The 16,468-nt window shown below is 65.1% G+C and carries 9 protein-coding genes and 1 pseudogene; 9 read left to right on the forward strand and 1 reads right to left on the reverse strand.

Going from position 1 to position 16,468, the window contains the following annotated elements; genetic code table 11:
* Positions 1 to 200 (reverse strand): annotated as a pseudogene (locus METUNV1_RS04920) (IS110 family RNA-guided transposase); the annotation flags it as partial.
* A gap of 771 nt (positions 201 to 971) precedes the next feature.
* On the opposite strand from METUNV1_RS04920, the gene METUNV1_RS04925 reads away from it, so the two are divergent.
* The 9 genes from METUNV1_RS04925 (at position 972) to METUNV1_RS04965 (ending at position 16,256) form a co-directional block, all read left to right on the forward strand.
* Entirely contained in the window at positions 972 to 3,119 is a 2,148-nt protein-coding gene (locus tag METUNV1_RS04925) for a hydantoinase/oxoprolinase family protein (protein ID WP_008059464.1), read from the forward strand.
* 83 nt (positions 3,120 to 3,202) lie between these two features.
* Positions 3,203 to 5,527 carry a hydantoinase B/oxoprolinase family protein gene (locus tag METUNV1_RS04930; RefSeq protein WP_008059467.1) on the forward strand — a complete coding sequence of 775 codons (2,325 nt, stop codon included), beginning with the start codon at positions 3,203 to 3,205 and terminating at the stop codon, positions 5,525 to 5,527.
* A 38-nt stretch (positions 5,528 to 5,565) separates the two neighbouring features.
* Positions 5,566 to 6,069: an acetone carboxylase subunit gamma gene (locus METUNV1_RS04935; protein ID WP_008059469.1), complete on the forward strand. Its 504-nt coding sequence runs from the start codon at positions 5,566 to 5,568 to the stop codon at positions 6,067 to 6,069.
* 234 nt (positions 6,070 to 6,303) lie between these two features.
* Complete coding sequence (locus tag METUNV1_RS04940; protein WP_008059472.1) at positions 6,304 to 7,314, forward strand: WD40/YVTN/BNR-like repeat-containing protein; 1,011 nt, start codon at positions 6,304 to 6,306, stop codon at positions 7,312 to 7,314.
* Between the two features lie 22 nt (positions 7,315 to 7,336).
* Entirely contained in the window at positions 7,337 to 9,715 is a 2,379-nt protein-coding gene (locus METUNV1_RS04945; protein WP_008059474.1) for an efflux RND transporter permease subunit, read from the forward strand.
* Positions 9,716 to 9,806: 91 nt separating this feature from the next.
* Positions 9,807 to 11,390, forward strand: a complete 1,584-nt coding sequence (locus METUNV1_RS04950) for a DUF1302 family protein (RefSeq protein ID WP_232416259.1) — start codon at positions 9,807 to 9,809, stop codon at positions 11,388 to 11,390.
* A 17-nt stretch (positions 11,391 to 11,407) separates the two neighbouring features.
* Positions 11,408 to 12,733 (forward strand): DUF1329 domain-containing protein, encoded by a 1,326-nt coding sequence (locus tag METUNV1_RS04955; protein WP_008059477.1) that lies wholly within the window; start codon positions 11,408 to 11,410, stop codon positions 12,731 to 12,733.
* 128 nt (positions 12,734 to 12,861) lie between these two features.
* Entirely contained in the window at positions 12,862 to 14,823 is a 1,962-nt protein-coding gene (locus tag METUNV1_RS04960; RefSeq protein WP_008059479.1) for an AMP-binding protein, read from the forward strand.
* A gap of 233 nt (positions 14,824 to 15,056) precedes the next feature.
* Positions 15,057 to 16,256, forward strand: a complete 1,200-nt coding sequence (locus METUNV1_RS04965; RefSeq protein ID WP_043359109.1) for an acetyl-CoA C-acyltransferase — start codon at positions 15,057 to 15,059, stop codon at positions 16,254 to 16,256.
* Positions 16,257 to 16,468 lie beyond the last annotated feature (212 nt).

Consider the following 16,468-nt stretch of genomic DNA (forward strand, 5'->3'; position numbering starts at 1 on the left):
CAGACGGTGGTAGGTGCCAGTCGACTCGCAGGCGAAGCGCACAGCGCCGGGGGCAAGGTGCGCAGCCAGCCGCGGATGGCCGCGGCGGTGTTGTCAATGCGCAGTACCGGCGAGCGGCCGTGCTCGGCGATGTCCAGCCAGCGCTTGGAGACGTCGATGCCAAAGCAAGTGGATTCGGTCTGACTTGTCACGATGAGCACCTCCGGACTAAGGTTGAAGGGCTTGTCGGGATCACCGGGGCACAGGCTTGCAGGATATGGTCGGTACCGTGACGGACGCGGTCCGAAGGATTCCTCATCGGTGCTTGGGGTGAAGGCGGGACATCTCTCCCACTGTCTGTACGTGCTTGCCGTCAGATGCGGCGCTCGTCCCTCCGCCCGACAAGCGTCCACTACTACGCTTGCCGAAGGTGAACATACAAGCGGCGCCCCGCCGCGATCCGGCCATTGACCACGCGCAGTCCCAGATTCGAGACCCTGTCGCGGCGAAGGTGCCGCTCCCACGGATATGCGCAGTCCTTGGCCAGGGCGAGTGGCCACGGCGACCTGCCACGATCAGGCCTCCGATGACATGCGGTTTCCGATTCGAAGTGGTGCTCCCGGCGAAGCGCGCCCGTGCTTCCGAGGATCTCCTTTCGCCTGCAGCGGATTCTGTTGCGCCGCACCATTCAAATTCCTCTGAAACGACCGTCCGACGCGGGTTTCCGGACAGTCCGATCGCACTACGGTCGGACTTTCCGATGCCGTCCGAATTCCATCCGTCCGATGCCCGCAGGGAAGAAGTCGCCCGCGGCGCTTGAATTTATTTCTCCATCTAATCAGCGACTTGAAAGATGCCGGACGCGTGGCGCGCGGATTGGCACCGTCCTTGCACAAGTGGCTGTGTTCGATCGCGGCCAGATCGATCAGGAAACACCGGCGCTATCGGGCCGGGGCGATGAGCAGGTGGACTATTCAAATGGAGACGTGGAGATGACGATCGATAATTCGTCGGTTCAGGTGCTGGGGATTGATGCAGGCGGCACCATGACTGACACCTTCTTTGTCCGTGCGGACGGCCGCTTCGTGGTCGGCAAGGCGCAGAGCAATCCCGGGGACGAATCCCTGGCGATCTACAACTCGTCGGTCGATGCGCTGGCGCACTGGGGCCGCGAGGTCGATGACGTGTACCCGGAGCTGGTGACCTGCGTGTACTCCGGCACCGCGATGCTGAACCGCGTGCTGATGCGCAAGGGCCTGGACGTGGGCCTGATCTGCAACCGCGGTTTTGAACAGGTGCACTCGATGGGCCGTGCGCTGCAGAGCTACCTCGGCTATGCGCTGGAAGACCGCATCCACCTGAACACCCACCGCTATGACGAGCCGCTGGTGCCGGTGTCGCGTACCCGTGGCGTGACCGAGCGTACCGACGTGCAAGGCAAGGTCGTCATTCCGCTGCGCGAAGCCGAAGTGCGCAGCGCGGTGAAGGAACTGGTCGATGCCGGTTCCCAGGCCATCGTCATCTGCTTCCTGCAGTCGCACAAGAACGGCACGAGCGAACAGCGCGCCCGCGACATCGTGAAGGAAGAGCTGAAGAAGCTCGGCGTCGATATCCCGGTCTTTGCCTCGGTGGACTACTACCCGCAGCGCAAGGAAAGCCACCGCATGAACACCACCATTCTCGAAGCCTACGGCGCGGAACCGTCGCGCCAGACGCTGAAGAAGGTGAGCGACCGCTTCAAGAAGCATGGCGGCAAGTTCGACCTGCGCGTGATGGCCACGCACGGCGGCACCATCAGCTGGAAGGCCAAGGAACTGGCCCGCACCATCGTGTCCGGCCCGATCGGCGGCGTGATCGGTTCCAAGCTGCTGGGCGAAGCGCTCGGTGACGAGAACATCGCCTGCTCGGACATCGGCGGCACCTCGTTCGACGTGGCGCTGATCACCAAGGGTTCGTTCGCCATCAAGTCCGATCCGGACATGGCCCGCCTGGTGCTGTCGCTGCCGCTGGTCGCGATGGACTCGGTCGGTGCCGGTGCCGGTTCCTTCGTGCGCCTGGATCCGTACTCGAAGTCGCTGAAGCTGGGCCCGGACAGCGCCGGCTACCGCGTCGGCACCTGCTGGCCGGAATCCGGTCTGGATACGGTGTCGGTGTCGGACTGCCACGTCGTTCTGGGTTACCTGAACCCGAACAACTTCCTCGGCGGCGCGATCAAGCTCGACGTGCAGCGTGCCCGTGACCACATCAAGGCGCAGATCGCCGATCCGCTGGGCCTGTCGGTTGAAGACGCCGCCGCCGGCGTGATCGAACTGCTCGACCTGACGCTGTCCGAGTACCTGCGCGCCAACATCAGCGCCAAGGGCTACAACCCGGCCGAGTTCACCTGCTTCTCCTACGGCGGTGCCGGCCCGGTTCACACCTACGGCTACACCGAAGGCGTCGGCTTCAAGGACGTCGTCGTGCCCGCCTGGGCGGCCGGCTTCTCGGCCTTCGGCTGCGCCTGCGCCGACTTCGAATACCGCTATGACAAGTCGGTCGACCTCGGTGTCGCCCAGCTCGCCAGCGACGAAGAGAAGGCCGCTGCATGCCAGACCCTGCAGGCAGCATGGTCCGAGCTGGCGGGCAAGGTGATCGAGGAGTTCGTCATCAACGGCTTCAAGCCGGAAGACGTGATGCTCATCCCCGGCTACAAGATGCAGTACATGGGTCAGCTGAACGACCTGGAAATCATCTCGCCGGTGTCGACCGCGGCGACCGCGTCCGACTGGGACAAGATCGTCGAAGCCTTCGAAAACACCTACGGCCGCGTCTACGCGAGCTCCGCACGTTCGCCGGAACTGGGCTTCTCGGCCACCGGCGCCATCATGCGCGGCACCGTGGTCACCCAGAAGCCGGTGCTGCCGGAAGACCCGGACTGCGGCCCGACGCCGCCGCCGGAAGCGCGCATCGGTACCCGCCCGTTCTATCGCCACAAGAAGTGGGTCGATGCGGTGATCTGGAAGATGGAAGCGCTGAAGTCGGGCAACCACATCGTCGGCCCCGCCATCATCGAATCGGATGCCACCACCTTCGTGGTGCCGGACGGCTTCGAAACCTTCGTCGACAAGCACCGCCTGTTCCACCTGAAGGAAGTCAAGTAAGCGCCGGTGTCCTTGAGGGCTGTCGGCGCCCATCCGGGGCCGGCAGCGCAGTGATCCGGAAAAAACTCCAAAGGAGAGACTGAATGAACATGTTGAGCAACAACGAGACCGGCTTTGCCGATCTCCTCAAGAACGGCCAGACGCTGAAGCAGTTCCGCGACGGTATCATCGAGCGCACCCAGAAGACCGGCCACTACAACGGCCTGGAAAAGCTGGAACTGCGTGACGCCGACCCGATCGGCTACGAAAAGCTGTTCTCCAAGCTGCGTGGCGGTCTGGTGCATGCCCGCGAAACCGCGAAGAAGATTGCCGCCAGCCCGATCGTGGAGCAGGAAGGCGAACTGTGCTTCACGCTGTACAACGCGGTCGGCGACTGCGTGCTCACCTCGACCGGCATCATCATCCACGTCGGCACGATGGGCGCGGCGATCAAGTACATGATCGAGAACAACTGGGAAGCCAACCCCGGCATCAATCCCGGTGACATGTTCACGAACAACGACTGCTCGATCGGCAACGTGCACCCGTGCGACATCGCCACCATCGTCCCGATCTTCTGGGAAGGCCGTCTGATCGGCTGGGTGGGCGGCGTGACCCACGTGATCGATACCGGCGCGGTGACCCCGGGTTCGATGTCGACCGGTCAGGTGCAGCGCTTCGGCGACGGCTACATGATCACCTGCCGCAAGACCGGCGTGAATGACACGCCGCTGCGCGACTGGCTGCACGAGTCGCAGCGCTCGGTGCGTACGCCGAAGTACTGGATTCTCGACGAGAAGACCCGTATCGCCGGCTGCCACATGATCCGCGAACTGGTCGAGGAAGTGATCCGTGCCGACGGCATCGAGGCCTACGAGAAGTTCGCCTACGAGGTCATCGAGGAAGGCCGTCGCGGCCTGATGAGCCGCATCAAGGCGATGACGCTGCCGGGCAAGTACCGCAAGGTGTCCTTCGTCGATGTGCCGTACAAGCACGAGGACGTGCAGGTTTCCTCCGCCTTCGCCAAGCTCGATTCGATCATGCACTCGCCGTGCGAAATGACGATCAAGCCGGACGGCAAGTGGCGCCTCGACTTCGAAGGCGCGAGCCGCTGGGGCTGGCACACCTTCAACGCCCACCAGGTGGCGTTCACCTCGGGTATCTGGGTGATGATGTGCCAGACGCTGGTGCCGACGCAGCGCATCAACGACGGTGCCTACTTCGCCACCGAGTTCCACCTGCCCAAGGGCACCTGGTGCAACCCGGATGACCGCCGCACCGGTCACGCCTACGCATGGCACTTCCTGGTGTCCGGCTGGGCGGCGCTGTGGCGCGGTCTGTCGCAGTCCTACTTCAGCCGCGGCTACCTCGAAGAGGTGAACGCCGGCAATGCCAACACCTCGAACTGGCTGCAGGGTGGCGGCATCAACCAGGACGGCGAGATCCACGCGGTGAACAGCTTCGAAGCGTCGAGCTGCGGCACCGGTGCCTGCGCGGTCAAGGACGGCCTGAACCACGCCGCCGCCATCTGGAATCCGGAAGGCGACATGGGCGACATCGAAATCTGGGAAATGGCCGAACCGCTGCTCTACATGGGCCGCAACGTGAAGGCCAACTCCGGCGGCTACGGCAAGTACCGTGGCGGCTGCGGCTTCGAAACGCTGCGCATGGTGTGGAACGCCCAGGACTGGACCATGTTCTTCATGGGCAACGGCTTCATGAACAGCGACTGGGGCATGATGGGTGGTTACCCGGCTGCCACCGGCTACCGCTTCGAAGCGCACAAGACCGGTCTGGAGCGTCGCATCGCCAACGGCGAAAGCCTGCCGCTGGGTGGTGACATCGATCCGAGCGCGCCGACCTACGAGCACAACATCGATGCCACGGCCCGGATCAAGCGCGACAAGCAGTGCATGACCACCGAGGACTGCTACGACAACCACGATCTGTACCTGAACTACCTGCGTGGCGGCCCCGGCTTCGGCGACCCGATCGACCGCGAGCCGAAGGCGATCGAGAAGGACCTGAACGAGAAGTTCCTGCTGCCCGAGTACGCCCAGAAGGTGTACGGCGCCGTCTTCACCCAGGACGCCAAGGGCGCGTATGTCGTCGATGTGGCCAAGACTCAGGCCCGTCGCGCCGAAATGCGCAAGGAACGTCTGGCCCGTGCAGTGCCGGTGCGCGAATGGATGAAGGAAGAGCGCGAACGCATCATCAACAAGCACGCGTCTCAGGCCGTCCAGCACATGTTCGCCACCAGCTTCGCGCTGTCCGAGAAGTTCACCAAGCACTTCAAGGACTTCTGGAGCCTGCCGGCCGACTGGCAACTGCTGGAGACCGAACTGGGCGTTCCGTCCTACGGCTCCAAGCACCGCATGGACCTGTCGCTGATGCCTGACGTCACCACCGTCGTCCAGGTCGAAGAGTGACCTCCAACAGACCGATCACGCGAATCAAGGAGCAATAAATGTCGACTTACACCAACGAGCAGGTCGCTCACCTGGCCGAGGGCACGCTGGACTGGGAAACCACCTTCCGCATGCTGTCGATGCCGAAGGACAACAGCCGCTTCAAGCAGTACGTCGAGGCGCTGCAGAAGAAGGTGAGCTTCAAGGACAAGATCGTGCTGCCGCTGGCGCCGCACATGTACATCGTGCAGACCGCGAAGAAGCAGTGGGTCATCAAGTGCGATTGCGGTCACGAGTTCTGCGACTACACCGACAACTGGAAGATGCACGCGCACATCTACGTGCGTGACACCGAAGAGGCGATGACCGAGGTCTATCCGAAGCTGATGGCGCCGGATACCCAGTGGCAGGTGTACCGCGAGTACTACTGCCCGACCTGCGGCACGCTGCACGACGTCGAGGCGCCGACCCCGTGGTACCCGGTGATCCACGACTTCGAGCCGGACATCGAAGCCTTCTACAAGGAGTGGGTCGGCCTTCCGGTGCCCGAACGGGCGTCGTGATGCACGGCCGGGGCGCTCACGAGGCGCCCCGGTGCGACCGGCCGGAGGAGGCCGGTCGCAGCGGTCGCGGCCGGCACCCTCCGGCCGCCTCGCTCTCCCCACCCTGAACCCGGAAACGGCACTGCGCAATGCGGCCCTGGCGGCTGCAGGGGGCAGCTCACGCCCGCGTTCCTTTCAGGTCACGAAAAGCGTCGCGCGTGCCCGGCACGGAACGGCGCCACAAGGAGACTGTAGATGCTTCACTCGCTCAAGCGTTTCGGCAGCGGCGCACGTGCCGCGGTCAATGTCGTTACCTCCACGCTTCCCATCGCCATCATCGGCGGCCTGCTGTACGCCGGCTTCTTCGTGAAGGCGGAAGCGGTCATCAACAAGGTCGAGCCGAAGGCGGTCGAACGGCGCGACAACTTCTTCAGCGTGGTGGCCCCCACCGAGCAGATCGCGTGGGCCGCGGGCAGCGGCGGCAAGATCGTGCGCAGTGATGACGGGGGGCGCAGCTGGCACCGCCAGAGCAGCAACACCTACGAAAACCTGCAGGGCATTGCCGCCTGGGATACCCAGCACGCGGTGGTGGCCGGCAATCACGGCGTCATCCTCTACACCACCGACGGCGGCAGCAGCTGGAAGGCGGCCCAGGTGCCCAAGTCGGACAACCCGAACAAGCTGTTCCGCGTGCGCATCTTCGACGGCGTGGCCTGGGCGGTCGGCGAGTTCGGCTCGCTGCTGCGCTCGGACGACAAGGGCGTGACCTGGACGCGGGCGATGGAAGAGAAGGACCGCGCCTGGAACGACGTGTTCTTCCACGGCCAGAACGGCTGGCTGGTGGGCGAGTTCGGCACCGTCATGCGCACCACCGACGGCGGGGCGACCTGGACCCAGAACGAGCTGGACAACAAGGTGAGCCTGATGGGCGTCGATTTCCGCGACGACCGGCACGGCGTGGCCGTGGGCCTCACCGGCACGCTGCTGGTGACCGAGGACGGCGGTGCCAGCTGGCGCGATGTGCCGCCGCTCACCCGCGAACACCTGCTCGACATCGCCTGGGACGAGAACCGCTGGGTCGCGGTGGGCGACAAGGGCGTCATGGTGACGTCGGATGCCGCCGCCACGGAATGGAAGCTCGGCCGCATCGCGGAAGGTGACGTGTCCTGGCGCACCCAGATCACGCGTGCCGGCAATCGCTACTACGTGTCGGGCGCCAATCTGGGCGTGCTCGAGGACGGCAAGCTGACCATCGTCGGTCGATAAGAAAGCGCAGGGGGAGAAAGCCGTGAAGAACGAAACCTTCAGCAAGGTCGAACACATCTTTTCCGCACTGATACGCCATCGCACCTGGGTGGTGATGGCCGTGGCGGTGCTCACCGCGGTCATGGGGTATCTCGCGAGTCATGTCGAGGTGAAGACGGTGTTCAGCGATCTGCTGCCCAAGAATCACCCCTACGTGGCGGTGAACCAGCAGTTCAAATCCACCTTCGGCGGCTCGAACATGGTCAGCATCATGATCGAGGTGAAGGAGGGCGACATCTTCAAGCCCTCGGTGCTGGCCAAGGTACAGAAGATCACCGTGGGCCTGCAGCAGGTCGACAGCGTCGATACCTACCAGATCATTTCGATCGCATCGAAGAAGATCAAGGAGGTGCGCGCATCGACCGAGGGCGTGGAGTCGCGGCCCATCATGTGGCCGGAACTGCCCAAGGGGCCGGCCGAGATGGCGGTGCTGAAGGAGGCGGTGCTGAACAATCCGCTGATCTACGGCCCCTATGTGTCGATGGATCTGAAGGCCACGCTGATCACCGCCGACTTCCTCGACGGTGACATCAACTACAGCAAGGCCTTCGAACAGATCATGTCGCTGGTGAAGGAGGCCGACGGTGATGGCGTGATGGTGCGCGTGGTCGGTGAGCCGGTGCTGTACGGCTGGGTCAATTACTACCTCGACGAAACCATCCAGATCTTCTTCGCCGCCATCGCCTCGCTGGTGATCATCCTGCTGCTGATTACACGCACCTGGCACGGCACCGTGCTGCCGCTGCTGGCGGGCGTGATCAGCGCGATCTGGGCGCTCGGCGCGGCCAAGCTGATGGGCTTCCACCTGGACCCGCTGGTCATCGTGGTGGCCTTCCTGATCACCGCGCAGGCGATTTCAAACTCGGTGCAGCTCATTTCGCGCTACGACGACGAGATCGCGCACGGCGCCAGCAGTTCGGCCGCGGCGGCGGTGGCCAGCGCGAAGAACCTGTTCAAGCCGTCGATGCTGGCCATCGTGGCCGATGCCGGCTGCGTGCTGGTGGTGGCGCTGACGCCCATCCCGATGCTGGAGAAGATTTCCTACATCGGCACGGTGTGGATCTTCTCCATCTTCATCAGCGCGCTGGTGATGACGCCGGTCATGCTGTCCTTCTTCAGCGGCCGTGGCGGCTTCGTGCATCCGCTCAACATCCGTCCGGTGCTGGAAGCCATCCTGCGCGGCTGTGCGGCGGTGGTCACCACCCGTACCCGCTACATCGTGCTGGGCCTGGCGGGCATCACCTTCCTGGTGTCCGGCTGGTACGCCTTCAACCTGAAGGTGGGCGATGCCAATCCGGGGTCCCCGATTCTGTGGCCGGACTCGTCGTACAACCGCGACGCGACCGACATCAACCGCCAGTTCCAGGGTTCGGACCGCATGTTCGTCGTGGTGGCCGGCAAGGAGAAGGGCGCGATGCGCGAGCCGGAAGTGCTGCAGAGCATGGCCAACTTCCAGCGCTACATGGAGGCACAGCCCGAGGTCGGCGGCAGCATTTCGCTGGCCGACATCCTGCCGCAGGTGCGCCGCGTGCTGCGTGAAGGCAACCCGATGTACGCCGAACTGGGCAATGACGCGGGCGAGAACTCCGAGCTCACCTACATGTTCGTGTCCGGCTCCGACCCGGGTGACATGGACCGCTACGCCGACGCCGATGCCAAGAACGGTGCGGTCACGCTGTTCTTCCGCGATCACCAGGGCGAAACCATCCGCACCGCGGTGGCCCGGGTGCAGGACTACGTGGCGCAGAACCCGATGGACAAGGCCGACTACCTGCTGGCCGGCGGTCTGGTCGGCGTACTGGCGGCGGTCAATGAGGTGATCCTGGCCGGCCAGATCGAGGCGATCGCGCTGGCGCTGCTGGTGCTGGTGGTGTGCTGCACGGTGACCTACCGCTCCACCGTGGCCGGGGTGTTCTTCATGATCCCGGTGATGCTGTCCAACACCATCACCTTCAGCTACATGGCCTGGCATGGCATCGGCATGAACATCAACACGCTGCCGGTGGTCGCGCTCGGTATCGGCCTTGGGGTGGATTACACCTTCTACATCGTCGATGGCATCCGCGAGGAACTGCACCACAACCCGAACGTGGAGCGCGCCATCGTGAAGGCGCTGTCCAGCGCCGGCCGCGGCGTGCTGGTGACGGCGATGACACTGATCACCAGTGTCGGCCTGTGGAGCTTCTCCTCGCTGCGGCTGCAGGCCGACATGGGCCTGCTGATCGCGCTCTGGCTGTTCATCTCGGCCTTCAGCGCGCTCTTCATCATGCCGGCCATCGTCTATGTGTTCCGCCCCGCCTTCATCGTGGGCAGCAAGCAGCGCCCGATCGAGCGCGCCGAAGAACCTGCAGTCGTTGTGTGAGGGCAGCCCGTCGCGCCCGTCGGTGTCTGCCGACGGCGACGGGCGTGCGCGGACGGCTCATGGGTAGTCCCAAACAGGAGGGAGTGGAGACATGAGAAGAAGCAGAACCTTCAGGCGGACCGCAACCGGTCTGGCCGTGGCGACGGCGCTGGCGATGATGGGCATGCCCGTCGCTCACGGTGCCGAGGAGGCCAAGAACGACGCACCGGCCAGCAACTGGCTGAGCGACGACGTGAAGTTCCAGGTGTCCGGCTATGCCCGTGCCTGGGCCTCGTTCAACCTGCAGAACCAGCCTGAACTCGATGCGGTGGGCAAGGACAGCAAGGGCAAGCTGTCCATGCTGCGCGGTTCGGTGCTGCTCGATGCCGACCTGACCACCGGTTCGGTCAAGTGGAAGGCGATCGGCCGGCTGGACCGCGAGTACAAGACCGGCTACCTCGAGGACCTCGAGGACCTGCGCGCCACCAACGGCACCGCCGGTGGCCCGAGCATCACCAAGAACTACAACAACGGCGACATCCGCGAACTGTGGGTCGAGGCGCCGCTGGGTGAGCGCACCACGGTGAAGTTCGGCAAGCAGCAGCTGGTGTGGGGCGAATCCGACTTCTTCCAGGCGATGGACCTGGTGCACGGCTACGACTACAGCTGGCGCCTGTTCTTCGAGGGCGAGAACGAGGAATGGCGCAAGCCGCTCATCATGCTGTCGACCAAGATCCGGGTGCCCGAAGCCAAGGGCATGATCGCCGCCTTCGTGCGTCCGGGCTGGGACCGCTGCGAGGACATCGGCAACACCTACGATATCCGGGGTGGCCGCTGGTTCTTCCAGCCCTACCGTGGCTTCGACCTGACCCGCGTCACCACCAAGAACTGCGAGCACAAGGACGGTGACATGGACGACGTGACCGGCGGCATCCGCTGGTCCGGCGAGGCGTTCGGTCTGAACTACTCGATCGCCTACCTGACCACCTTCTCGGCGGATCCGGTCGCCAGTTCGGTGTTCAAGCCGCATCAGGGCGTGCCGGTCGCGGGCGCGGTGTTCGATCTCATCCATCCGAAGATCGACGTGCTCGGCGCCACGGTCAGCGGCTACAGCGAAACGCTGGACGCGGTGATCAGCGCGGAGGTGGCCTACACCAAGGACCAGCCCTACAACGTCGGCAGCGGTGCCTTCAATCCGGGCAATGCCGCCAATCCGGGCATCGGTCTGAACGGCATCAAGAAGAAGGACACGCTGCGGACCATGATCCGCATCGACAAGGACCTGAGCCTGGAAAACGTGTTTGGCACGTCGCGGCCCTCGTTCTCGTCGATCCAGCTGTTCAACACCCAGGTACTGGGCTTCGACGGCGGCGACGACCTGGTGCGTCTGTTCGCCTACGGCACGCCGCTGAACGAGCACAGCACCATCCTGACCGCCTTCACCACGCTCAACTACCGCAACGACACGATCAACCCCGGCCTGGCCGTGGGCTTCGACCTGTCCAACGGTGGCGGCTTCGCCATTCCGAGCGTGGCACTCACGTTCTCGGACAAGTGGGTGGCCAAGGTGGAGGCCGACATTTTCTGGGACGGCGGCAAGAGCAACAAGACCCAGTTCAGCAATGGCGAATCGCAGCTGTTCGGTTACTTCAACCGTGCCAGCCAGCTGGTGTTTCGTCTGACCCGGCAGTTCTGATCAAAGGAGGAAGACAGATGTATACGCTCAACACCCTCATCCCGGCCGGCCGCGCACGCCGCACCGGTGTGGCCGGCGCGCTCGCGCTGGTGCTCGGACTGGCCGCCGGTCAGACCTTCGCCAAGGAGCTGGAAGCCGGCTTCGTGATCACCAAGGAGAACTACGACAGCGTCAAGGAGGACACCTTCGAGAAGAAGACCATCGCCTCCATGGTGCCGGAGAAGCTCGAGTGGATGATCAAGAACTACAACCTGACCATCAAGCTCGCCCACTCGAAGAAGATCGAGATGGACCCGAAGTACGTCGAGTGGTCGAAGAAGAACGTCGGTACCGTCAAATTCAATCCGGCCGACCGCACCGTGTCCGGCTGGCAGGCCGGCATGATGTTCCCGCCGGAAACGATCAAGATGGACGACCCGCACGCCGGCGACAAGGTGATCTGGAACCTGCGTGCCGCCACCTACGGCGCCACCATGGACCTGCGCGACATCGCCTGGGCCTTCCTCGACGCGAAGAAGGGCTATGAGCGCGTGCAGGCCTTCCAGTCCCGCCGCTACTACATGGAAGGCCGTCTCGACGGCGGCCCGATCACGGTGGGCGACGGCACGATCGCGCAGAAGACCTACTTCGTGGCGCACTACCCGCAGGACATCCGCGGCCTGGGCACCTTCTCGGTCCGCTACAACCAGGCGGATTCCAAGAAGCCGGACGACTCCTACGCCTACCTGAAGTCGGTGCGCCGCGTGCGCCGCCTGTCCGGCGGTGCCTGGATGGATCCGATCGGCGGTACCGACCAGCTGTACGACGACTGGGACATCTGGGACGCCGCGCCCACCAAGTACAAGTCGAACAAGCTGATCGAGAAGCGCTGGGTGCTGGCCATCGCGCACAGCCCGGAAATGAGCGTGGATACCTCGCAGCCCTACACCGAGCCGCAGAAGCGCTTCCCGCGCATCAACATGAGCGAGGCGCCGTACTTCAACCCGGCCAAGGATATCGGCTGGGAGCCGCGCGAGGTGTATGTGGTCGAGGGCGTGCCGCCGGACGAGCACCCGTACAGCAAGAAGGTGGTCTACATGGAAGTGGACTTCCCGCGTCCCTACCTGGGCTACGCGCTCGACCGCAAGGGCGAGTTCTGGAAGATGTTCATCTTCCAGAACCGGCCTGACGTGGGCGACGACGGCTACAAGGCGGTGATGCCGGTGATCGGCCACATCATCGACGTGAAGCGCGGTCACGCCACCAACTGGTCGTCGAACATGAAGTCCAACCCGAAGGGCGTGAAGGAGACCGATGTGTCGCTGAACGTTCTTGAAGAAGTGGCCACGGGTACGGGCAAGTAAGCGCAGTTGAATACCGTGCTGGTACCTCCTCCCGGCATGTTCGCCCGATCCCGTGCAGCGCGGGGTCGGGCTTTTTTCGCCGCGGAATCCGGGGGCAGGGGCTGGCCGGACCAGAACAGGATTCCATCATGAAAGTGTTCACCCCATCGGGTTGCGAGTGGAAGGGCACGCGGCTTGCCCGTTTCATCGAACGTCACGGCTATGGCTCGCTCGACCAGCTGCAGGAAGAGGCCGAGCGCGATGCGCCGCGCTTCTGGGACCGCGTGGTCGAGGAGGTCGGTCTCGACTGGGCCGTACCCTATGTTCAGACGCTGGATCTGCAGAACGGCCCGATGTGGCCTGAATGGTTCGTCGGCGGTCGGCTCGACCTGTTCGACAACCTGATCGGCAAGCATGCCCGCCGTCATCCGGACAAGATCGCGATCCGCTGGGAAGGCGATGCCGGCGAACAGCGCAGCCTGAGCTACGGCGAACTGGAGCGCGAGGTGGCGGCGGTGGCCACCGGCCTGCGCGCGCTCGGTCTGGCGCAGGGCAGCCGCATCGCGCTCTACCTGCCCATGGTGCCGGAGGCGGCGGTCATTCTGCTGGCGGCTGCGCGCATCGGTGCCATTTCGGTGCCGATGTTCTCCGGCTATTCCGCCGATTCGGTGGTGCAGCGGGTGCAGGACGCCGCCGCCAGCGTGCTGGTGTGCGCCAACGGCTACTTCCGCCGCGGCAAGCCGGTGCGCATGCTGGCCGACGCGCTGGCCGCGGCCGATGCCTGTGAATCGGTGCAGAACGTGGTGGTGGTCGACCGGCTGGGCAACGGCTCGTACGAGGGCGAGGAGCCGGGCGGTCATTACGCGCTGCGCGATTACGCCACGCTGGCCGCCACGACGCCCGAAGCGTCGGGCGACGACAGCTTCGGCGCGTCGGCGCCGCTCATGCTGGTCTACACCTCCGGCACCACCGGCAAACCCAAGGGCGTGGTGCATACCCACGGCGGCTTTCCGCTGAAGGCGGCGCAGGACATGGCCATGGCCTTCGACCTGCGCGAGGACGACAGCCTGATGTGGGTGACCGACATGGGCTGGCTGATGGGGCCCTGGATGGTGTTCGGCGCGCTGCTGCTGGGCGCCACCATCGTGCTGTGCGAAGGCACGCCCGATTACCCCGACGCCGGCCGTATGTGGCGTATCGTGCAGCGCCACGGCGTCACCCACCTCGGCCTGTCGCCCACCCTGGTGCGCCTGCTGATGGGCAGTCGTGACGCGGTGCCGGCCCCGGGCACGCTGGACACGCTTCGCGTGTTCGGCTCCACCGGCGAGGCGTGGAACGAGACGCCCTGGCTGTGGCTGTTCGAAACGGTGGGGCAGAGCCGGCGGCCCATCGTCAATTACTCCGGCGGCACCGAGATCGGCGGCGGCATCCTTGCCTGCTTCCCGGGCCTGCCGCAGACAGCGTGCGGCTTCAACGGCCCGATACCGGGCATGGCGGCGGACGTGGTTGATGCGGAAGGGCGACCGGTGCGTGGCAGCGTCGGCGAACTGGTGCTGCGCGCGCCGTGGCCGGGCATGACCCGCGGCTTCTGGAACGACCCGGACCGCTACGAGGACACCTACTGGGCCACGCTGCCCGGCCTGTGGGTGCATGGCGACTGGGCCAGCATCGACAGCGACGGCTACTGGTTCGTACACGGCCGCAGCGACGACACCATCAAGGTGGCGGGCAAGCGTCTCGGGCCGACCGAGTTCGAATCGGCGCTGGTGTCGCACCCGCTCGTCGCCGAGGCGGTGGCGGTGGGGGTACCGGATGCGATCAAGGGCGAGGCGGTGGTGTGCTTCGTCACGCTGCACGACCCGCGCAGCGGGCCGGAGGGCTGGAGCGTGTGGGAAACCGAACTGTCTGACCACGTGGCGCGCCTGCTCGGCAAGCCGCTGCGACCGGCACGCATCCACGCGCTGGCCCAGATCCCGAAGACGCGCAACGGCAAGATCCTGCGCCGCGTGGTCCGGAACGCCTACATCGGCCGGCCGATGGGCGATCTGTCATCGATGGAGAACCCGCGTTCGATCGAAGAGGTGATCAGCCTGCGCACCGCCCGCGTCTGAGTCCGACGCCCGGACGTCCGATAACCGGACGATAGCCGTACGGACTTCGTACGGTTTTCGGACGCTTGCCGGGCGTCCGGGTGGACGCCTGCGCGTCGAATGTTTCAGTTCATTGAAAAGAAAGATTTTTCCTGCGTTTTGCGGCGCCATCTCCAATGGCCCACTCCTTGCAGGGATATGACCACCTGCCGACCCCTGCAGTCCCGGGTCGGCCGTTGCGGAGGACGCTGTTCGTGAATCAGACATCCGATCCGGTAGTGATCGTTTCCGCCAGCCGTACGCCGCTGGGCGGCTTTCTCGGCGGCCTGGCGTCGCTGACCGCTCCCGAGCTGGGTGCCCGGGCGATTGAATCGGCCGTCAGCCGGTCCGGCATCGACGCCGGCCGCGTCGATGAGGTCTACATGGGCTGCGTGCTGCCCGCCGGCGTGGGGCAGGCCCCGGCCCGACAGGCCGCCCTGGGTGGCGGTCTGCCCGAATCCAGCGCCTGTACCACGGTGAGCAAGGTGTGCGGCTCCGGCATGAAGGCGGTGATGCTGGCCCATGATGCGCTGCGCGCCGGATCGGCCGACATCGTGGTCGCGGGCGGCATGGAGTCGATGAGCAATGCGCCGTATCTGCTGGCGCGCGCCCGCGCCGGCTATCGTCTCGGTCACGAACGGGTGATCGATCACATGTTCCTAGACGGTCTGGAAGACGCCTACGGCGAGCGCGGCACGCTGATGGGCGTGTTCGCCGAGCGCTGTGCCGGGCGCTTCGGCTTCGGCCGCCAGGCGCAGGACGACTGGGCGCTGCGTTCGCTCGAGCGGGCACTGGAGGCCGACCGTCGCGGCGCCTTCGACTGGGAAATCTGTCCGCTGAAAGTGGCCGGCCGTGGTGGCGCCACCGAGGTGGTGCGCGACGAACAGCCGCAGAGCGCGCGGCCGGAAAAGATTCCCGCGCTGAAGCCGGTGTTCCGCGCCGACGGTACCGTGACCGCCGCCAATTCGAGCTCGATCTCGGACGGCGCGGCCGCCTTGGTGCTGATGCGCGCCTCGACCGCGCACGCCGCCGGCCTGAAGCCGCTGGCCACGCTGGTTGCCCAGGCCGGTCACGCCGGCCCGCCCGCGGATTTTCCGGTGGCCCCGGTAGACGCCATCCGCAAGGTGCTGGACCGCGCGGGCTGGCGTCGGAGCGAAGTCGATCTGTACGAAATCAACGAAGCCTTTGCCGTGGTGACGCTGGCCGCCATCCGCGAACTGGCGCTCGACCCGGATACCGTGAATGTTCATGGCGGCGCCTGCGCGCTGGGGCACCCGATCGGCGCCACCGGCGCCCGCCTGCTGGTGACGCTGATCGGCGCGCTGCGTCGCACCGGTGGCCGGCGCGGTGTGGCCAGTCTGTGCATTGGCGGAGGTGAAGCGACTGCAATTGCACTGGAGTTGCTTAATAATTGAACTAACCTGATGAGATTGGCGGCGCGCAGCCGCCCCCGGACGCGCACGCCGGGCGGACCGTTCCGAGTGCGCGGGAGCACATGGTTTTCAAACAAGCCCGTGAGACGGCATGCCTCGAAGCATGCTGCTACACAGGTCAGGAGGAGTCGGAGCACGCGTGCATCGTCCCGCCCGGGCGATGTAGGCGGGACGCCGTCTACCTCCACCACAAA

Source organism: Methyloversatilis universalis FAM5, assembly GCF_000214035.2.
Classification (GTDB): Bacteria; Pseudomonadota; Gammaproteobacteria; order Burkholderiales; family Rhodocyclaceae; genus Methyloversatilis; species Methyloversatilis universalis.